This is a genomic window from Shewanella loihica PV-4 (genome assembly GCF_000016065.1).
In the GTDB taxonomy this organism is placed as follows: Bacteria; Pseudomonadota; Gammaproteobacteria; order Enterobacterales; family Shewanellaceae; genus Shewanella; species Shewanella loihica.
Genome location: NC_009092.1, coordinates 3070798 through 3091895 on the forward strand (window position 1 = coordinate 3070798; position 21098 = coordinate 3091895).

General features: G+C 57.2%; 15 protein-coding genes. 3 read left to right on the forward strand and 12 right to left on the reverse strand.

Annotated elements, in window-relative coordinates; genetic code table 11:
• Positions 1-108: 108 nt before the first annotated feature.
• From SHEW_RS13485 to SHEW_RS13520, 8 genes are all read right to left on the reverse strand, one after another.
• Entirely contained in the window at positions 109-1335 is a 1227-nt protein-coding gene (locus SHEW_RS13485; RefSeq protein WP_011866402.1) for a phenylacetate--CoA ligase family protein, read from the reverse strand.
• A gap of 9 nt (positions 1336-1344) precedes the next feature.
• A complete protein-coding gene (locus SHEW_RS13490; protein ID WP_011866403.1) occupies positions 1345-2163 on the reverse strand; it encodes an ABC transporter ATP-binding protein in 819 nt (272 codons plus the stop codon).
• A 63-nt stretch (positions 2164-2226) separates the two neighbouring features.
• Positions 2227-3471 (reverse strand): ABC transporter substrate-binding protein, encoded by a 1245-nt coding sequence (locus SHEW_RS13495; RefSeq protein WP_011866404.1) that lies wholly within the window; start codon positions 3469-3471, stop codon positions 2227-2229.
• A 123-nt stretch (positions 3472-3594) separates the two neighbouring features.
• On the reverse strand, positions 3595-4668 hold the full coding sequence (locus SHEW_RS13500; RefSeq protein ID WP_011866405.1) for a branched-chain amino acid ABC transporter permease: 1074 nt from the start codon (positions 4666-4668) through the stop codon (positions 3595-3597).
• 60 nt (positions 4669-4728) lie between these two features.
• Positions 4729-5622 carry a branched-chain amino acid ABC transporter permease gene (locus SHEW_RS13505; RefSeq protein WP_011866406.1) on the reverse strand — a complete coding sequence of 298 codons (894 nt, stop codon included), beginning with the start codon at positions 5620-5622 and terminating at the stop codon, positions 4729-4731.
• Positions 5619-7586, reverse strand: coding sequence for a long-chain fatty acid--CoA ligase (locus SHEW_RS13510; protein WP_011866407.1), 1968 nt, complete (start codon positions 7584-7586; stop codon positions 5619-5621). Before SHEW_RS13510 ends, SHEW_RS13505 begins: the two co-directional genes overlap by 4 nt.
• Positions 7586-8383 (reverse strand): ABC transporter ATP-binding protein, encoded by a 798-nt coding sequence (locus SHEW_RS13515; RefSeq protein ID WP_011866408.1) that lies wholly within the window; start codon positions 8381-8383, stop codon positions 7586-7588. Before SHEW_RS13515 ends, SHEW_RS13510 begins: the two co-directional genes overlap by 1 nt.
• Before the next feature lie 118 nt (positions 8384-8501).
• Positions 8502-9542 carry a DcaP family trimeric outer membrane transporter gene (locus SHEW_RS13520; protein ID WP_011866409.1) on the reverse strand — a complete coding sequence of 347 codons (1041 nt, stop codon included), beginning with the start codon at positions 9540-9542 and terminating at the stop codon, positions 8502-8504.
• Positions 9543-9799: 257 nt separating this feature from the next.
• Between SHEW_RS13520 and SHEW_RS13525 the strand changes: the two genes are divergently transcribed.
• Positions 9800-13300, forward strand: a complete 3501-nt coding sequence (locus tag SHEW_RS13525) for a PAS-domain containing protein (protein WP_011866410.1) — start codon at positions 9800-9802, stop codon at positions 13298-13300.
• Between the two features lie 78 nt (positions 13301-13378).
• On the opposite strand, the gene SHEW_RS13530 is transcribed toward SHEW_RS13525, so the two are convergent.
• Positions 13379-14047 (reverse strand): response regulator transcription factor, encoded by a 669-nt coding sequence (locus tag SHEW_RS13530; RefSeq protein ID WP_011866411.1) that lies wholly within the window; start codon positions 14045-14047, stop codon positions 13379-13381.
• 502 nt (positions 14048-14549) lie between these two features.
• On the opposite strand from SHEW_RS13530, the gene SHEW_RS13535 reads away from it, so the two are divergent.
• Positions 14550-15674, forward strand: a complete 1125-nt coding sequence (locus SHEW_RS13535) for a patatin-like phospholipase family protein (RefSeq protein ID WP_011866412.1) — start codon at positions 14550-14552, stop codon at positions 15672-15674.
• 20 nt (positions 15675-15694) lie between these two features.
• On the opposite strand, the gene SHEW_RS13540 is transcribed toward SHEW_RS13535, so the two are convergent.
• Both SHEW_RS13540 and SHEW_RS13545 read right to left on the reverse strand, forming a co-directional pair.
• Positions 15695-16417, reverse strand: coding sequence for an SGNH/GDSL hydrolase family protein (locus SHEW_RS13540; protein ID WP_049766531.1), 723 nt, complete (start codon positions 16415-16417; stop codon positions 15695-15697).
• 25 nt (positions 16418-16442) lie between these two features.
• Complete coding sequence (locus SHEW_RS13545; RefSeq protein WP_011866414.1) at positions 16443-18392, reverse strand: monovalent cation:proton antiporter family protein; 1950 nt, start codon at positions 18390-18392, stop codon at positions 16443-16445.
• A gap of 299 nt (positions 18393-18691) precedes the next feature.
• On the opposite strand from SHEW_RS13545, the gene dgcS reads away from it, so the two are divergent.
• Positions 18692-19579, forward strand: a complete 888-nt coding sequence (gene dgcS / locus SHEW_RS13550; RefSeq protein WP_011866415.1) for a diguanylate cyclase DgcS — start codon at positions 18692-18694, stop codon at positions 19577-19579.
• Positions 19580-19751: 172 nt separating this feature from the next.
• Here the strand turns inward: dgcS and tilS are convergent, their stop codons facing one another.
• Positions 19752-21068, reverse strand: a complete 1317-nt coding sequence (gene tilS / locus SHEW_RS13555; RefSeq protein ID WP_223294716.1) for a tRNA lysidine(34) synthetase TilS — start codon at positions 21066-21068, stop codon at positions 19752-19754.
• Positions 21069-21098: the final 30 nt, after the last annotated feature.

Consider the following 21098-nt stretch of genomic DNA (forward strand, 5'->3'; position numbering starts at 1 on the left):
AGACGCCCCCCTAAGAGGAAGCCAAAAACAACAATGCCCAACCCCATCCAAGGTCGAGCATTAACATTATTCAGAATTAGCGCTTACTCTAAAAGCTACACTAGGGCGCTACCTCTGATCCTCAATCACCACCCCATCATCCGCCAGCGCCCCTGGCGCCACCAGCGCCACCTCCCCCGACAGTTGGGTCTCGGCGCGGATCGAGTCCTGCACGGCGGCGATATCCAGCTGTGGCCCCGTCGCCTCATCCACCTCGCACAGCAGACGCATCAGATCGTTGTCCTGCTGACGGGTGACGACTAAGCGCACCTTCACAATGCCCGGATGACGGCGGCGAATTCGCTCCACCTGCTCGGGATGGACAAACAGGCCCTTCACCTTAGTGGTCTGATCCGCGCGGCCCATCCAGCCCTTGATGCGCACATTGGTGCGGCCGCAGGCACTCGTGCCCGGCATGATGGCCGACAAGTCGCCGGTGGCGAAGCGCACTAGCGGATAGTCGCGGTTAAAGCTGGTGACCACCACCTCGCCTACCTCGCCTTCGGGCACAGGAGTTAAGGTGCCGGGCCGCACTATCTCGACGATGATATCTTCGGCAACCACCAGGCCTTCACCCGAGACGCTCTCGAAGGCGATAAGGCCAATATCGGCGGTGACATAGGCCTGCTTGACGTCGATATCCGCCGCCTCGAAGCTGGCCTTGAGGGAGGGGGTTAACACCTCACCCGACACCAGTGCCTTGGTGATGGAACTGGTATCCTTACTCAGGGCTTTACCCTTCTCCAGCAAGATATTAAGAAACGAGGGGGTGCCGCAGTAGCCATTTGGCTTAAGCGAGGCGATAAGGTCCAGCTGCATCTCGCTCTGCCCAGGCCCTGCCGGGATAACGGTGCAGCCACAGGCCCTGGCGCCCGAGTCCATGATGAAGCCGCCGGGCGTCAGATGATAAGCCAAGCAGTTTTGCACCAGGTCGCCTGCTCGAAATCCGGCGGCGAAGAAGGCCTGCCCCATGCGCCACCAGTCGTGGCCGTCACACTCGGGATCATAGATGGGCCCGGGTGACTGAAAGATGCGCCCGCTGGGCTTTCTTGGCGTCATGCCGGCAAAAGGCGGCAGTTTGGCCTGCAGGGCGATAAGGTCTGCCTTGTGGGTGATGGGCAGGGTCGCCAGCGCCTCACGGCTATCGATGCTGCTCACCTCGATATCGGTCAATAGCTCGGCGTAATAGCGGCAGTTTGCCTTGGCATAGCTGAGCTGCTCGGGCAGCGCCGCCATCAGCTGCTGCTCGCGCTGCTCGGGCGCAAGCGCCTCTTCGGGTTTGAAATAATCGGCCATATTGCCTCCCTACAGCCAACGCTTACGGCGTTTGTACGACTTTAAGTTTTTGAAGCTCTTACGGGTCTCGTTGCCGCCCCCCAGATAGAACTCCTTCACATCTTCGTTGTTGAGCAGCTGCGCCTTGGTGCCGTCGAGTACGATTTTGCCCGACTCCATGATGTAGCCATAGTTGGCCGCCTTGAGGGCGTAGTTAGCGTTCTGCTCCACCAGCAGCATGGTTATACCCTGCTCGCGATTGATCTTCTCTATGATGCCAAACACCTCTTTTACCAGCAGAGGCGACAGCCCCATGGAGGGTTCATCCAGGCAGATCATCTTAGGTCTCGCCATCAGGGCGCGGCCGATGGCCAACATCTGCTGCTCACCGCCCGACAGGTAACCCGCCAGCCCGGTACGCTCCTTGAGGCGCGGGAAGTAGTTGAATACCATCTCGATATCCTGATTCACCTGACCGTCACGGCGGGTGTAGGCCCCTAATTTGAGGTTTTCGATCACCGTCATATCCTCGACAATGCGACGTCCCTCCATCACCTGAAACAGGCCGGAGCGCACCACGTCATCGGCGTTCTTCACGTCGATTCGCTCGCCCATGAAGTGGATGTCGCCGCGAGACACCTCGCCATTTTCTGTCTTTAGCAAGCCGGAGATCGCCTTGAGGGTGGTGGACTTACCGGCGCCGTTGGGGCCCAGTAGGGTCACTATCTCGCCCTGTGGCACCTCTATGCTCACGCCGCGTAGCACCTGGATCACATCGTCATAGACCACTTCGATATTGTTGATAGCGAGAAGTGGTGTCTCGGGCTTTAACTGCACTGCTTGTGTCATAACAACTCCAAGGTCAAGAAGCGGGCCGGGCAAGATGGGCTTACCCGGCGCAGGGAAAAGAGATTAGTAGCCTAACCAGTCGACGCGGCGCTCGAGGGTCACCTGACTGACCTTCTCGACCTTGATATCGCCATGGTTAAAGTTACCCTTGTAGATGTTGACCTGGTTGATACCGCGGTGATCTTCCGGCGTCCAGGTAGCTGCCAGGCAGACGCCCTCTAGCCCCTTAGGCACCCAGTCTTTGTGCACATACATGCCCTTCTTGACGTTCTCACCTGTGATACCGCCGTGCGCCTTGGCCCACTCCATCGACTCCTTCATGAAGTAGGTCGAGCAGACGCCGCGAATATAGTGGTGCAGACGTTCCTCTTTGCCCGTGCTGTCAGACATCTTAGAGATCTCGCGTACCAGCTTCATGCCCGGCACATCGTCGGTCCAGAACGGCGTCATGGTCGGGAAGATATAGTTCTTCACCCCTTCACCGGCGGCCTTGAACACCAGCTTGTCGCCGCCCCAGATGTTGGACATGAACTGGATATCGGTGCCGACAGTGTCGCAAGACTTGATCAGCGACTGCACCGAGCCCCCGAGGTTGCCGATATAACCATAGTTGGTGCCTGAGCTCTTGAGGCTCAAACACTGGGCCTTAAAGTCACCCGGCTTCATGGAGATCACCACGGATGGCTGCACGTCGAAGCCCAGCTCGGTGGCGTACTCGGCGCAGGCCTCTTTCGGCGCGTTAGGGAAAGGATGGTTGGCGCCGATATGGGTAAACTTAGGCTTGCCCTGTCCGCCCTTGGCCTTCCAATCTTCAGCCGCCCACTGCACCAGGCCGCGACAGGCGTCAGAGTAAGATGCGCCGTAGAAGAAGTTATATGGCGCCGGCTTAGTGGTGTTCGGGTTCTTGCCCTGAGGATCGGTCAGATGACCAGAGTAAGAGGCTGAGAAGATAGGCGTCTTATCCTTGGCGGCAAAGGAGATCAGCGCCTCGGTATCGGCCGTGCCCCAACCCTGCATGGCCACCATGTTCTTGCGCGACAGCCACTTCTTGTAAGAGGCGATCGCCTGAGGCACCTTGTAGGCATAGTCTATGGTCTCATATTCCAGCTTAGTGCCGTCGATGCCACCATGGGCATTGATATAGGCCAGGGCATCACGCACGCCGTCGGCGTATGGCTTACCCACGAAGGCCGTGGGGCCAGACATGTCGGCCAGGTGGCCAACAAAAACCGTGTCTTCGGCCTGGGCAGCGCCCGAGGCGAAGGCGAAACAAGCAAGCGTGGTGCTAAGTAGTATTTTTTTAGTCATCGTTATCTTCCTTCAACATGATCCAGATAGATTGAATGCGGTTAACGCAGCGCTACAGCCAGGATCAACGCTCATTGCTATTCAAACTGTGTCGGTTTTACATCAATTTCATTAGCCCTCGACTTAGTAGGCGAAGGGGTAACACTTCCAATAGTTCTTAATCTGTCCCCAGCGATGGGCCAGTCCCTCGGGTTCGAAGATGAGGAACAGGATAATCACCAGGCCGATAGCCATCTCCTTGATGTAGGCCAGGCCGTCGGTGACCATAGGCAGGTTGCCGTAGTCGGTATACTTCATCAGTCCCACCATGCCCTCTAACACCTCAGGCAGCAGCACCATGAAGACCACGCCCATCAGGGTGCCCTTGATAGAGCCCAGGCCGCCGATGATCACCATGGCCAGGAACTGAATCGACATTAAGATGGTGAAGCCCTCGGAGGAGACATACCCCAGGTAGTGGGCATACAGGGCGCCACCTATGCCGGCGTAGAAAGAGGAGATGCCGAAGGACAACAAACGATACTTATTGAGCTTGACCCCCATGATCTCGGCCGACAGATAGTGGTCGCGCACCGCCACGAAGGCGCGGCCGTCGCGGCTGCGCATCAGGTTGCAGCCCCAGATATACATGAACACCAGGGCAAACAGGGCGATGAAGTAGAAGCTCATGTCGGTGTCGAAATCGAAACCAAACAGGCTCACCGGCGCCGCCATGGCCCCAGACGAACCACCCGAGAACCACTCGGCGCGGCCGAAGAAGTCCTGAATGATGAACTGGGCCGCCAGGGTCGCGATGGCCAAATAGAGCCCCTTGATCCTTGCTGCCGGCATGCCAAACATCATGCCCACGCCCATAGTGAGAAAGCCCGCCAGCGGAATACAAAACACCACAGGGATGTTAAAGCTGGTGTTGAGCCAGGCCGAGGCGAAGGCGCCGAAGCCGAAGAAGGCGCCGTGGCCAAGGGATATCTGCCCGGTAAAGCCCACCAGGATATTCAGCCCCAGGGCGGCGATACCTAAGTATGAGATCTGAATAAACAGGGTCAGAAAATAACCATCCAATACCAGAGGCGCGGCGCAGGCCAGCGCGATCACCAGACAGGTCACCAGGCGTATGGTCTTGGTTTCAAAAATCGTGTTGTCAGCCTTATAGCTGGTGCGAAAATCCCCGCACGGGCGCATCGCTAAACTAGACATAGAAAACTCCTTGAACTGCAATAGGGTCGAACGCAATTAGCTGTGTCATGGCAATGCTCCTTAAATTCGCTCGATATCACGGGTGCCGAACAGGCCGTAAGGCTTGAACCAGAGGATCACCAGCAAGACATAGAAAGGCGCGATGTCGTACATGTTGCCGATATGCAGCCACTGGCTGTCGAAGAACTCGGCGATGTTTTCCAGCACGCCTATCACCACGCCGCCGACGATGGCGCCGACGATGGAGTCCAGCCCGCCCAGGATCACCGCGGGGAACACCTTGATGCCTATGGTGGAGAGCGAATCAGACACACCGTTGACCATGCCGATCACCACACCGGCGGTGGCCGATACTGTGGCGGCGATGCCCCAGCTCATGGCAAACACCTGCTTGACCGAGATCCCCAGGCTCTGGGCCACCTGCTGGTCAAACGCCGTGGCGCGCATCGCCAGACCGTGCTTGGAGTACTTAAAGAAGAGGAAGAAGGCCGCCATGATGAGTATCGCGATCACAGTACTCATCAAATAAGCCAGCTCTATGTTCAGGCCGAAGATGGCGATGGACTGAGTGTCGAACACCTGAGGATAGCTCTGGGGCGACACGCCGAAGATCCACTTGGTCAGCGACTGGAAGAAGATAGACAGGCCAATAGTTACCATGATCACCGAGATGATCGGCTCGCCTATCATGGGGCGCAGCACTATCATCTGTAAGAGCACGCCAAACACCGCCATGAAACAGAGGGTGAAGAGGAAGCCGACGAAAAAGGGCAGCTGGAAATAGGTCAGGAACGCCCAGCAGACCCAAGCCCCCACCAGCAGAAACTCCCCCTGAGCAAAGTTAACGATCTGGGTCGACTTGTACACCAGCACGAAACACATGCCCACCACGCCATACAGCAGGCCGACGATCAGGCCGTTGATAATTAATTGAATTAAGAGTTCAAAATTCATGATGCTCTCCTTTGACTCGCCTCGCCCTCAATGGACTGACGCGGGGCGATCACGGTCGCCACCTTGACTTGGGTTTGGATGCGCGACTTAGTCCCATCCTGGAAGGTGATCACTGTGTCGATATCCACATGGGACTGGTCGCCATAGATGGCCTCGATGATCTCGCCATACTTGTCGGCTATCACCCCGCGTCTCACCTTACGGGTACGGGTCAGCTCGCCGTCATCGGCGTCCAGCTCCTTGTAAAGCAAGATAAACTTGTTGATCTTCTGCGCATCGGGCAGGGTCTCGTTCACCCGCTCCACCTCGGCCTGTAGCTGCTGATACACCTCTGGCAGACTCGACAGGTTGGTGTAGTTGGTGAAGGCCAGTCCCTGCTGCTCGGCCCACTTGGAGACGATGCTGAAACGGATACAGAGGATGGCCGACAGATAGGGCTTGTCCTTACCTAAGATCACCGCCTCACCGATGAAGGAGGAGAACTTAAGCTTGTTCTCGATATATTGCGGCGAGTACTGAATGCCCTGGCTGGTCTTGGCCAGATCTTTGATGCGGTCGATCACCACCAGGTGGCCCGAGGGCTTGAAATAACCGGCATCCCCCGTGTGCATCCAGCCATCTTTGACATCTTCATCATAGGCCGTCTGATCGCCCAGATAGCCGTTGAACATGCCCACGGTTCTGGCGATCACCTCGCCCACCCCTTCGCTGTCGGTGTTGATCACCTTAAGCTCGGCGGTATCGAAGGCCACGCCCACGGTGTCGTAATCCACGTCATGTTCGTCGTGTATGGTGTAGGCGCCGCACATCTCGGTCTGGCCATAGAGCTGACGCAGCGGCACGCCGATCGCCTGGAAGAACTTGAAGGTATCCGGCCCCATGGCCGCGCCGCCGGTAGCCGCCGACTTGAGGAAGGAAAACCCTAGACGGTCGCGCAGCGCCTTCATCAAGATGATGTCGGCCAGCTTAGAGCGTCTGCCCTCGGCAAGTCGCTGCTCGGCGCGCTTCATAGCAAAATCGAACAACTTCTGCTTGAGCGGGGTCGAGTCCATCATGCGCGCCTTCACATCGGCGAGGATCCCTTCCCACACCCTTGGGGCCAGCAAGACGAAGCTTGGGCCTATCTCGCGCAGATCCGCCATCATGGTTTCCTGCTCTTCGACGAAGTTGACGATCTGACGGGCAATGAGCGCCTGGCCCACGGCGTAGACCTGCTCCATGATCCAGGGCAGCGGCAGCACGGAGACATAGTTGTCTCCCGGCGCGCGGGGATCGGCCCGCAGATAAGAGCAGCAATGGTCGATAAACTTACTGCCCTGCAGCAAGACAATCTTAGGTTTAGAGGTGGTGCCCGAGGTGGTGCAGTAGATGGCGATGTTCTCGGCCTTGCCCGCATCCACCAGGTTGTCGTAGTGGCGCGGCTGGGTGTTATCCACCTCTTGGCCGAGACGATAGATCTCTTCGACGCTGATAAGACGTGGGTCGTCGTACTTGCGCATGCCGCGAGGGTCACAGTAGACGATATATTTCACCGAGGGGATGCTGTCGCCCAGCTCCAGCAGCTTGTCGCACTGCTCCTCATCTTCGGCGACGATCACCTGGGCCTCGCTGCGGTTAAGCAGGTAGGCCACCTCTTCGTGCAGCGAGTCTTGATAAATCCCCAAGGAAAAGCAAGCCAGCGCATGGGCCGCCACTTCGCCCCAGACCCACTCGGGACGGTTCTCGCCCAGCAAGGCTATGGTGCTGTGCGATTTGATGCCCAGGTGGTCGAAGGCCAGCGCCATCCACTTCACCCGGTTGTGATAATCTTGCCAGCTAAATTCGGTCCAGATGCCGAACTCCTTCTCGCGCATGGCAATCTCTTTACCCCAGTTGGCCGCATTATGGCGCAGGATCTTGGGAAAGGTATCGAGTGAACCCATGTCGAAGGCCCGCGCCGTCGACGCATTATTTACCTGAGTCATTAGCCAACCTCTTGTAATTGCTCGTCATCTTCAAGGCCGAGATAGGCCTGTCTCACGTGCTCGTCGGCCATCACCGCTTCGGGCAGGCCAGAGATCAATTTCTTACCGAAATCGAGCACCATCACCTCATGGGAGATATCCATCACCACCCCCATGTCGTGTTCAATCATCACCACGGTAATGCCGAACTCCTCGTTGAGATCCAGGATATAGCGGGCCATATCCTCCTTCTCCTCCAGGTTCATTCCCGCCATCGGCTCGTCGAGCAGGATAAGCTTAGGGTTGAGCGCCATGGCGCGCGCCAGCTCGACCCGCTTGCGCAGGCCGTAAGAGAGAGTGCCAGCGATGGATTTGCGCACATGGGAGATGTCGAGAAAGTCGATGATCTCCTCCACCTGACGGCGATGGGCCAGCTCCTCTTTCTGCGCCGGTGAGGCCCAATACAGTGGGCCGGTGAGCCAGTTGTTCTTCATCAGGTGGTGACGACCCACCATGATGTTGTCCAGCACCGACATGTGGCCAAACAGGGCGAGGTTTTGAAAGGTACGGCCTATGCCGAGATCGGCCCGGGCATTGGGTCTGAGATGGGTGACATCCTGATTATCGAAATGAATTGTCCCCTTCTGCGGACGGTAGCGCCCCGAGATGCTGTTGAGCATCGAGGTCTTACCCGCCCCGTTAGGACCGATAATCGAAAACACGGCGCCGCGCTCGACCTCGAAGCTCACATCGGTCAGGGCCTTTACCCCACCAAATGCGAGCGAGATCTGATCGACAGTTAAAATGGTATCTTTCACAACCCTACTCCTTTAAACGGCTCTGCCTGGGTGTCTCGGCGGTGAGTGCCAGGGGCCAGGCCCCTAGCGAAACTAAACGGGTAAAAAAAGCGGGGAGGAGGCCCTCCCCCAAGAGCACTTACAAGGCGTAACGCATTGAGAACTGTGCGTAGTTAGAATCGACCTTCTGGTCATCCAGGGCGAAGTTACCCACTTCGATACCCACGGCCAGAGCCGGTGTCAGGTTCTGGAACAGGTTGACGCTCCACTGGCTGCGATCGGCATCTGACTTGTCGGTCTCGATGCGGCCATAGAGGAAGGTGCTGCGCAGGGTGTCTGTCCAGTAGTGGCGGTAGGCGGCCAGGTAAGAGGTGCTGGTTTCCACCTCTTCGCCGATAAGATCTTTAGTCACCCCCAGGCCCACGTAACGGCCCACTTCCCCTTGGTGGAACTGGAAGCGCAGGTCATCTTTGCCGAAGGTGTTGATGCGACCGGCAATCGAGCCACCGAAGGCGGTCTCGCTGTTGCCACCCAGGGTGTTGAGCCTGCGACCCAGCGCCGAGATGGAGACGTTACCCCAGTCGCCCTTGAAGTTATAACGGGCTACTACATCTGGCAGATCGTCGTTGGCGGTATCGCCGCCGTCACTCTCAGGGTTCTCGATAGAGACCTGGAAGCCGCCCATGTCGTAGCGGATCTGGCCCTGACGCACGAAGGCCAGACCAACCGTGGCACCGGCGAAGTCGGCGGTTTCCGGGATGGCACTGGTGTTCATGAAGGTGGTCCAGGTCTGACCCACGGTTAAGTCTTTATACTTGATGAAGGCGTGACGCAGACGTGGATGGGCCGAGTTAGACACCACCTGATTGCCGCCACCGCCGAGGAAATCCATCTCGATGAAACCCATCACGTCGCCGTGAACATACTTGGTATTGAAACGAGACTCGTTGGCGAAGATACGGAACTGTGACGCGCTCTCTTCGAGCGGCGTGCCGGTACCGATCCAGAAGTCGCGATAGGCGACATCGCCGTTAACATAGCGGGCATCGACCTTGAGGTAGCCGCCGAAAGACAGCTTGCCGTCGTCGCCGACGTTAAAGTCATAACCTGCCATGGCAGAACTGGCCATCAGACCGAGTGAAGTTGCGAGTGTGAGTTTTTTTATTGTTGATGTGAGCATCTTGATTATCCCCTTTTGTGGTTGCCTCCAAGATGGAGAAATGCCTCCTTGGCCTCAATTGGGAATAGGTAGTAATGCAGCGGTAGTAGGCCATAGGGCGCAATACCCGAGGATTAGGCAGTAAGCACTAATACTTAAGTCGATGGCCGTAAATGCCGACTTTCACCTTAACTGTGATATGTTGGCTTGAATAACAAAATAAAAGGAGCGAGCCGGGATGGCGAGATAAGCTCCTGAAAAGATAGGATAAGTGACAGATGTTCCCAAACTGGCTATTGGTTGCCATCAGCATCAGCTATATCGGCCTGCTGTTTTTAATGGCATTTCTGGGTGACAAGTACCGCGGCAAGTGGTTTGCCGGGCAGCACACCATCATCTACTCCTTGTCGCTGGGGGTCTACTGTACCTCCTGGGGCTTTCTCGGCACCGCCGGACAGGCTGCCAATAACTCCTTCGCCTATCTGCCGGTTTATATCGCGCCTATCTTGCTGTTTATCTTCGCCTGGCCCTTTATCCAGCGGGTGATCCGCGTCTGTCTCAAGCTCAACATCACCTCGATTGCCGATCTGCTGGCGGCCCGTTTCGGCAAGTCGCCCTTGCTGGCGGTGGTAGTCACCTTCGTCGCCCTGTTCGGCACCCTGCCCTATATCGCGTTGCAGCAGAAGGCGATCGTTAACTCCTATGAGATATTGCGGCAAGATCACCTGCTCTCCTCCTGGCAGCTGGGCCTGGTGGTGAGCCTGATCCTCGCCGGTTTCACCATAGTGTTCGGGGTACGCGCCATCGACGTGACCGAGCGCCATCCGGGCATGATGCTGGCCATCGCCTTCGAGTCCTTCGTGAAGCTTATCGCCTACCTCACCATAGGCATCTTCGTCTCCTTCTTCCTGTTCGACTCGCCTATGGATATCTGGCGCCAGGCGACGGAGATCAAGCCCCTAGAGGCGGAGTTTAATTACCCCAACTTCATCTCGCTGTTTGGCCTGTTGATTATCGTGATGTCGGCATTTCTCTGTCTGCCGAGGCAGTTCCAGGTGTTGATCGTCGAGCTGAAATCACAGAAGCATGTGCTCTGGAGCCGCTGGACCTTCCCCCTCTATGTGCTAGTGTTTGCCTTCTTCGCCACGCCATTGGGTCAGGCGGGCAACATCCTCTATGGCGACTCGCTACAGAGCGACGCCTATGTGCTGTTTCTGCCTGTCTTCAGCGGCGATATCTGGCTGGGGCTGTTTAGTTTTCTCGGCGCCATCTCGGCGGCCAGCTCTATGGTGATCATCTCCACCATCGCCCTGAGTACCATGCTGAGTAACGAGATCGTCTTCCCGACCCTATTTAAGATCAACAATATACAGAGCAATGACTTCCACAAGTTCCGCTCGCACCTGCTTAATATCCGCAAGGCGCTGGTACTGCTGGTGATCTTCATGAGCTATGGCATGTTCCTCATCGCCCCGCCCGACACACTGGCCTCTTTAGGTGAGGTAGCCTTCGGCGCCATCGCCCAGATAGGCCCTGCGCTGTTTGCCGCCTTCCTCTGGCGTCGGGTCACGCTGATCGGCGTATTGGTTGGGATCTCCAGCGGCTTCGCCCTCTGGCTGGTGCTTAACCTGTTGCCGCAGCTGGGTCTCTACGGTCACCCCTTCGCCGGCAGCGGTTATTCGATGACGACGATGGCAACTCTGGTGGGTCTGTTTGTCAACGTGATGGCCATCTGGCTAGTCTCCTCCTTTACCCGCCAGAGCGTGCACGAGCAGATGCAGATAGGTCACTTCATCGAGCGGCCCGAGCTCGACAAGGCGCTGCCCGAGGTGCCCAAGCATGTGAACCCGACCGAGCTTGAGCTACTGGTGGCCCGCTTCGTCGGCAAGGACAAGGCCGCCCAGGGCTTCTACTCCTTCTTCTCCTGTCAGCCCCAGCCAATTCAGGACAAGAACGCCCATAATCAGGCCTTGATCTTCTTTACCGAAAACATGCTCGCCAGCGTCATGGGCTCAGCCTCGGCGCGCCTGGTGCTCTCCTGCGCCCTCCATGGCCGCGACATCGCCATAGAGGATGTGGCCCAGCTGGTAGAGGAAGCCTCCAGCCATCGCAAGGAGTTCAGTCGCAGCGTGCTGCACAGCGCCATCGAGAACGCCAGCGAAGGGATCTCTGTGATCGATAAAGACCTCAACCTGGTGGCCTGGAACCAGCAATACCTCAGCCTGTTTAACTACCCGGACGACCTCGTCTACATCGGCTGCCCGGTGCGCCAGCTGATCGAGTACAACCTCAAGTTCGGCAAGGGCTATATTCCCAACTTGGATGAACAGGTGGAGCGGCGCCTCAACTTCCTGCGCCAGGGGAGCCGCCACGCCACCGAGCGCATCCAGCCCGACGGCAAGACGATTCGCATCCAGGGCAATCCCATACCCGGCGGCGGCTTCGTGATGATCTTCTCCGACATCAGCATGTACCGTGAGGCGGAGAAACTGCTGAAAGAGAAAAACTTAGACTTGGAAGCCAGGGTATTTGAGCGCACCAAGCGACTCGAACAGGCCAACCTGCAGCTGGCCAAGTCCAACGAAGAGCTGGCCGAGGCGCTACAGAAGGTAGAACAGGCGCACCAGAAAAAGAGTCAGTATCTCAAGGCCTGTAGCCATGATCTGCTGCAGCCACTGTCGGCGGCGCGCCTCTTCTCCTCCGCCTTCGTCCAGGGCGGGCAGCTGTCCAACAAACAGAAGCAGCAGATAGGCTATATCGACAACGCCCTGCAGGTGGCCAACGAGCTGCTGCTGGATCTCAACGAGGTGTCGCGCATCGAGGGTGGCACTGTAGTGCCCGAGATCACAGAGTTTGCCCTGCAGGAGGTGCTCGACTCCCTGGTGGAGGAGTTCAGCGCCATGGCCAGCACCACACAGGCTGAGTTTAAGTGCATCAAGACCAAGCTCTGGGTGCGCAGCGACAAGGTGCTGCTCAGACGCATACTGCAGAACCTGATCAGCAACGCGTTTCGTTACGCCGGCGGCGGCCGTATCCTGCTGGGTTGTCGCCGCCACGGCGACACCATCGCCATCCAGGTGGTAGACGATGGCCCTGGGATCCCCGCCGATAAGCAGGCGGTGATCTTCGAGCAGTTTACCCGTTTGCAGCACTCGGGCCATGAGGGCGTTAACGGCCTGGGACTGGGGCTGAATATCGCCCAGGGGCTGGCGGAGCTGATGCAGCATCGGCTTACCCTGTCATCACAGGTCAATCAGGGCAGTATCTTCAGCCTGAGCCTAAGTGTCGCCCAACCAAAACTTGTGGAGGAGCAGACCAGCCAGCCGGATATCCTTACACTCAACGGCGTCAAGGTGCTGTGCGTCGATGACGACCCCAATGTGTTGGCGGGCATGGAGGAGCTATTGAAGGGCTGGAAGTGTCTGGTGCATACCGCCTCCTCGGCGCAGCAAGCCAAGGCCTGTGTCAGCCAGTTTGCCGGTAAGATAGACATAGTGCTGATGGACTATCAGCTGGATAACAACCTGAACGGCCTGGATCTCATGGCCGAGCTACAGGCCCTCTCCAGCCGCCCCATTCCGGCGATTCTGATCACCGCCACCATAGACGAGGAGGTGGTGCAGCGCACCAAGGAGCTGGGTTATGGCTATCTGCGTAAGATCATCAAGCCCATCGCCCTGCGCGCCGTGATGAGCGCTACCCTGGCCAACAGCCTGCACAACAACTATTCGGCCCAGCCGAGCCCCCACTTTAACCTGGTGGACCCGCTGACCGATTAAAAGCAAACGCCCCGCTTCAGACATAAACCGCTGCGGGGCGTTTTTATTAAATGTGAGGAACCTGTAAGCCCTAAACGACTAGACCTCTTCCACCGCGGCGGTCAGCGGCGTCTTGTCCAGATAGAGCTGACTCATGGCGATCACCGCCTGAGTGCGGGTATGTACCCCAAGCTTGAGGAAGATGGCGCTGGCGTGGGCCTTAATAGTAGCCTCTGACAGACCTAACTCATAGGCGATCTGCTTGTTGAGCAGGCCGTCGGCAAACATCATCAGGATCTTGTGCTGACGCGGTGACAGGCTGGCTATCTTGCTACTCATGCTATCCAGGGTCACGGCGCTAAGATCCTCACACCCCGGCGGCGTCCACTGGCGACCGGCCATCACGGCATTGATCGCCTTGACCATCTGCTCGACCGGCGAGGATTTGGGAATAAAGCCCGCCGCGCCGAAGGACATCGCCTTACCCACAGTGACTTTATCTTCCTGGCCGGAGATCACCACTATCCCTATGTGGGGATAGCTGTTACGAATATTGACTAAGGTATTGAATCCATGCGCATTAGGAATATTCAGATCCAATAAGAGCAGGTCTGCATCCTGATGCTGGGTTAAGATCTCATCCAGTGCCGTCACCGTTTCCGCCTCAAACAGCATAGGCTGATCGAACTGAGTGGTTAGGGTGTTTACGAGTGCTTGCCGAAACAGTGGATGATCATCAGCTATTATTATTTTTAGTGGCTGTAACATGTTTGATCCCTCATATGTACTCATTTCCAGTCTACGCGAACCTTAGAGATTATCAAACAGCCCCAAAACCCATGGTCGAGGGACAACTTGTCAGTTAACATTTACATTACAAGTAGATAGCGACATTGAGACGCCAAAAGCGGCCACAGAGACTTGAGTCAATATAGACTTATTATCTAGGTCATCACCCTATTATTTGTGCTAGAGATGGCGTATTGAGGCCTAATCGCAGCCTGTTAACACCAAAAGGCCCTAGAAGCTACGCCGTAGGGGCGAGAAAATCATCCAGGGACACTGGCTTGAACATGGCTCACGGCTCACATATTCTAATCAATATCGGCCTTGGTCATTGTAAGCGAGACAGCGCTAAGGGACGTATCCAATTGCAGGACATAGCTAACTTGGCAAAACATATAAAAATGACAGGCTGGTCCAGGCCAGCGCAACCACAAGACTTGCCGCCAGGCGGCGACACAATAGAATTCATTCAGAGGGAACTCAGTTGCCAGATAAGACAGCGTTGGTGTTAGGGGGCGGCGGTGCGCGCGCCGCTTACCAGGTCGGGGTACTCAAGGCGATAGTACAGTTCTATCCCCGTAACCACGGCGTGCCCTTTAAGATCATCTGCGGCACCTCTGCGGGCGCCATCAACGGCACCTCTATCGCGACCCATGCCTCCTGTTTTCATCTCGGGGTACGTAAGCTCGAGTGGGTCTGGCGCCACTTTAGCACTCACAAGGTCTACCGCTCCTCTTTTGGCGGCATCTTTTCCCACTTGGCGCAGATGGCGCTGATGGGGCTACAGGATGTGAAGATCAACACCGAAGCCGGCAGCCTGTTCGACAACCAGCCCCTGAGAAACCTGCTCAACAACCTGATTAACTTCGAGCGGATCGACCGCAACATCGCCAACGGCGCCCTGCATGCCCTGAGCGTAGATACCTCCTGCTACAACTCGTCGCGCTCGGTGAGCTTCTTTCAGGCCGCCAAGGAGATTGATGAGTGGAACCGCGCCCGCCGTGGCGGCCAGCGCACTCATCTTCATACCGAACACCTGCTGGCCAGCGCCGCCATCCCCCTGGTGTTTCCCTCGGTGAAGCTCAATCGTGGCTATTATGGTGACGGCTCTGTGCATCAGCTTGCGCCCCTGAGCAGCCCGATTCATCTGGGGGCGGAGAAGATCATGGTGATCAACCTGGAGAGCCCCCATAAGCAGGTGCACAAGGAGTTTGAGCACCACCCCAAGACGGCGACCATAGCCGGTCACCTGCTCGATACCATCTTCTCCGATACGTTAAACAGCGATCTCGAGCGTCTGCAGCGGATCAACAGCACACTCAATCTGATCCCCAAGGAGCGCAGACATGAGGCGTCGCTAAAGACCATAGATACTCTGGTGATAAAACCCAGCGAGGATCTGAGTCTCATCGCCGCCCAGCACTATCAGGATATGCCGATGGCGGTGAAGGCCCTGCTACGGCTAATCGGCATCAACCAGCAATCTGACTCGAGTATCGTCTCTTACCTGCTGTTCGAGCAGTCGTACTGCAGCGCGCTGATCAACCTGGGTTATCAGGATGCCATGTGCCAGATAGATGAGATCAAGGCCTTCTTCAATATTCGCTAAAGACTATCAATAGGCGTTAACTAGACTGGACGCGTGTCTTCAATAAGGTGCCGGGCGAGGATCGCCTGACTGGCGCATTCCGCCCACAGACGATAGCTGGCCGCACTGGGGTGAAAGCCATCGCTGGCTAGGGCGTCTGGCGTCAGAGGCAGCATGAGGGGCAGGAGCTGACAGGCCGCTTTCTCTTGGCAAAACTGCTCTAGCGCCCGATTAAAGCGCGCCTCCCGTCGCCGCAACACACCGGCGAGAGGCTGTTTAAACCTCGGAAAGTTCCCCAGGGGCGGCAGCGGCGTCAGCAGCACCATTGCGCCGGGTGAGGCCTCAAGTAAACCGCCTATCAGCGCGCCGGTCGAGGCGAGCCAGCGCTGCACGTCGATGGGCGAGAGCAGATCGTTGACCCCCAGAGAGATAAGAATGACATCGACCCCATTTGGTGCCTGCTGGACAAACTTGAGCGTCTGAGCCGTGGTCATGCCCGACTTGGCATGTAAGCACCAGTTAAGGCGATAGTGAGGCGCCAACAGACGAGTGAGCTGACCGCTCAGGGCCTTGTCTTGGTGGGAGACGCCGACGCCCGCCGCGGCCGAGTCCCCTAGAATCAACAGCCTAAGCGGCTTCCCTTCCCCCAACTCACCACTGCGTTCACCATCAGGCTCGGGCAGCCTTGGCGTGCGCCACTTGACCCACAGCGCCTGCATCAGCAGCAAGGGAGAGAGCACTATTAACAGGGCTGGTCGTACCATAATGCTTTTACTCTCTCTTATCCCATTAGCCTTGAAGCAGGTAATGCTCGGCCTTCTCAATGCGCCTTGGCTTACCCAGAATGATGAGGATATCCCCGGGGCGAATGAGCCAGTCAAGCTCAGGGCTTTCCACCTCGGCGCCGCTGCGGCGCACCGCCCTGAGCTCCACCCTGAGCTTGTCCCAAGGAATGGCCGAGAGCGGCTGGCCCACCACTTGGGCGCCTTTGGGCAGGGCCACGGCGTGCAGCAGCTCCAAGGTAAAGTCTGTCTCCTCGCCGGAGAAGAAGCCATGCAGATATTGATAGTGATTGCGCCGCTCATATTCGAGGCGCTTGAGGATCCGGGTCAGGGGCACGCCGCACTGATAGAGCACCTGAGACACCAACATCAGGCTGCCCTCCAGGGTTTCCGGGATCACCTGACTGGCGCCCGCCTCCTCCAGCGCCTCCATGCCCTCATCGTCGCGGGTTCTCACCAAGATCTTGGCCTCGGGCGCCAGCTGACGGCACAGGGGCAAGACCTCATCGAGCACATGACTGCTGGTAAAGGTGAGCACGATCAACTTGGCCTGTTTGATCTGCGCCTGCTTGAGGATAGCCCGCTTGGCCACATCGCCAAAATAGACAGGCTCTCCCGCCCGGCGCGCCTCGCTCACCCTGGTGGGGTCCCGGTCGAGCACCAGATAGGGGATCGCCTCCGTCTTCATAAAACGGGCTATGGTCTGCCCCACCCGGCCATAACCCAGAATCAACACCAGGTCGCTACTCTGCTCCGGGATAGGAATAGTCTCGTGGCCGCCCTGCTTAACCGACTTGACCCCATGCAGGCGTCTGGCGATATCCACGCTGTGACGCACCAGCCAGGGAGCCACCGCCATCGACAGCACGGCCACCATCACCAGCTTAGTGCTGACGGTGATCTCTAGCAATTGATAGTTGACCGCCAGCGCCAGCACCACGAAACTGAACTCCCCCACCTGCGCCAGGCTGATGGCAGTAGCCACAGAGGTGCGAAACGACTCCTTGGCCGCCCTGAGCAGGCCAAAGACAATCAAGGCCTTGGCGATGATCACCGCCACCACCAGCAGCAGTACCTGCCACCAGAAGGTGATCACTAGGCTAAAATCGAGCAACATGCCGATAGAGATGAAGAAGAGCCCCATCAGCAGATCCCTGAAGGGGCGTATGTCCGCCTCCAGCTGACGCTTGTATTGGCTCTCCCCCAGCAGCATACCGGCGATAAAGGCGCCCAGCGCCATGGAGAGCCCCAGCCACTGGGTCAGGGCGCCTGTGACCAGCGCCACCACCAGGGTAGAGAGCACAAATAGCTCGTTGGAGCGCGAGCGCGCCACCTCATCAAACACCTTAGGCAGCGCCCACTTACCCACGGCCATCAGGGCGATGAAGGCTAATACCCCCTCCCCCATGGCGAGCAAGATCTGATGCCAGCTCAGCATCTCGCCATCTGAGGCCAACAGAGGCATGAGGATCAACAGGGGCACCACGGCCAGATCCTGAAACAGCAAGACACTCACCGACAGCTCACCGTGACGTCGCCTGAGCCAGCCACGCTCGTTGAGCAGCTTGAGTACGATGGCAGTAGAGGAGAGAGCGATGGCCGAGCCCACCACGATGGACTCGCTCAGATTAAGCCCCAGTAGCATGCTGATGCACATGGTGAGGACGGCGGTGACAAACACCTGGGCGCTACCCAGGCCAAATACGGTGCGGCGCATGGCCCACAGCCTGGGCAGCGAGAATTCGAGACCTAGAGAGAACATCAGCAGTACTACCCCCAGCTCGGCCACCGAGTGGATCTGCTGCTGAGTGAACCAGTTGAACACAGAAGGGCCGCTGATCACTCCGGTGATCAGATAGGCCAGGATAGCCGGTAGGCCCGCCCGCCTAAAGAGGGCGATCGCCACTATGGCCATCATCAACATCAACAGGATCTTAATCAGTATGCTGTGTTCCATTACCGCTGCGCGCTCCTCTGCCTTCCCTCAAATACTCTCTTCCCAAAACTGTGTACCCAAAACTGTGTACCCAAAACTGTGTACCCAAAACTGTGTGCCCAAAACTGTGTGCCCAAATCTGCCTGGACACGAACTCTAGCGTCAAGTTTGCTGCCAGAGTCAAAATACTGTCACCGACTAAGCCCCCCTTCCCCAGACTAACTCAATGACATATATAGACAAACTCATCATTTAGTATTAGGCACGTTTTTTGCTTTATATAACCTATCTCGAGTCCGTTACATTGTGGAGTAAAGATTATGGACTTTGCCTTAGCGACAGAATTTTCGTTTGACGAATATCGCTATCAGCCAGATCACCATCACAATACAGTCGGTGCGCCAAACGGTGCGCCTAATCTAGTCACCGTCATGCAGCAGCTACATGAGAGCCTAGATCCACGGACGGTATTTGCCTGCTACGGCAAACTCATGGGACAACACTTGCCAGTGCTGGGGATCACCCTGTGCTATAAAGAGTATCAGCTAAGCTGGGGCGGTGAGCAAGGTTTACTAATAAAACAAAACCTTAGCCATGATGGGGTGAGCATCAGCATCGCCTATCGTCTGTCGGCGCCGCTGATCAAGCCACAGACAGAGCTGCTATATCAGTTGCAGTCACTGCTGCTGAGTCCCTTGGTAAACGCCATCGCCTACCAGCAGATGGCGAAACAGGCGATGCACGACTCACTCACCCATCTGGGCAACCGCCGCTACTATGAGCAGAGCCTCAAGCAGGTTCTGGCCCGCGCTCAACGCCATGGGGATGCGATCACCTTAGTGGTGCTGGATCTCGATAACTTCAAGAGCCTGAATGACAAGTATGGCCACCTGGTGGGCGATGAGGTGCTGAGTCAATTCGGCCACACACTTGAGCAGGCGATTCGCGACAGCGATCAGGCCTTCCGCATAGGCGGTGATGAGTTTACCCTGCTGATCGAAGGCGATACCCAGGCGGCCAGCGTGCTGTGTGAGCGGATCCTCGCCATGATGGAAGGCGATAGCCTGCTAACCAAGTTTCAGGTGCAGACCAGCATGGGCCTTGCCCAGTGGCAGCTTGGCAATGACGCCGAGACCCTGTACCTCAGGGCAGACAAGGCTCTCTACCGCGCCAAGGCGGCCGGACGTCGCTGCTACCGCGTCGATTAGAGTGGCATCCTGAATAGAGAACCTAATTGAGCTGAGATTAAAAGGGTTTTAGAACAGGTTTCGCGACGATTTATATGCGCCAATTTATATAAGTCGCGATTTGAAAGGTACCCGGCAGGATAGCGCCATCCTGCCGCCTAGATATTAGGTATTGAATGATTGGTATTAGATGTTAGGTATTAACTTCGACAAGGCTGAACTGCCAGCCGCCCTCGCCTTCATCAGCCAAGTAACGTTTATCCACCCAGAGCCCCACAGCGGCAACTAATTGCTCGCCAGAAAAGATAAGCGGAATACGCCCTCGCTCCCAAGGCGGCACGGCAAACTCTTGCCACAACTTCTTAAGCTCCCGCCCCTTATCCCGCCCATGGGGATGACAGCGCAGGCTGCCAGAGGCGCCAAAACGAAGCATCACCTCGCCTGCCTTTGCTAGACGTAGCCTAGGGCCCGTCAGGCTCCAGTTCGCCACAAGCTGGCTTTGGCTATCGATAGGCCAGCTTAACGTCGAGCCATGGGATCTCACATCCTCATCCAGGCCTTGCAGCACTTGCTCAACTCTGGGGGCGACCTCGACAGGATCAAGATAGAGCGCGTATTGAAAACGTCTCAGCACCATAGATCTGATGCGAATCGCCACCTGAGCATCGTCTTTAGCCTCAAGCTGCGCCAAAATATCCCCCAGCTGCGCCGCCGAGGGTAAAGGGAAGCCGCGATGCTCGATAAAGCCCCGCAGCAGATGGGGACGCCAGCGCCCAGGCTGCTCTGCTAGCGCCTTAAGATCCAGCACGGCCGCCTGACTATGGGGCACGCTTAGCAGCATGGCAGGTAAGCAAAGACTCACCTCCTCGTCGATCAACGCCTGCTGCTCGGCGCACAATTGAGCGCTGCGACTGGCGGTGGCGGCAAAGGCTGGCCAGCGCGCCGTGAGGATCGGCAGCACCTCATTGCGCAAAAAGTTGCGGTCGAAACGACTGTCCTTATTACTCTCATCCTCGATATGGCTAAGCCCTTCAGCCATGGCGAAGGCTTCTATCTGGGCGCGGGAGCTTGTCAGCAGAGGCCTGAGGAGTGGATTATCAGGGGTAAAGGCCTGCACCTCTCCCATGGCCGCCAGTCCCTTGGGCCCGAGGCCACGCTTGAGGGCCAGTAATAGCGTCTCTAACTGATCGTCCTGATGATGGGCGGTGAGCAGGATATCGCCGGGGGCTAACTCGCTTCGCAGCGCATCGTATCTCGCCTCGCGGGCCGCGGCCTCGAGACTAATGCGGGCGCCACTAGCCACTGTCACCCGCTTGACGCTGATCGGCAAGCCATACTCGCGGGCACGGCGCTCACAGTGGCTCTGCCAGCTATCAGCATTGGCGCTGAGGCCATGATGCACATGCACCAGGAGATAATTAAACTCGGGATGCTGCTTGGCAAATAGGCTCAGGCCATGGGCAAGCACCTCTGAGTCGACCCCGCCACTATATGCCAGTACTAACTTCATAGCTGGCTTAGTAGCTGGCCTACTACCAGA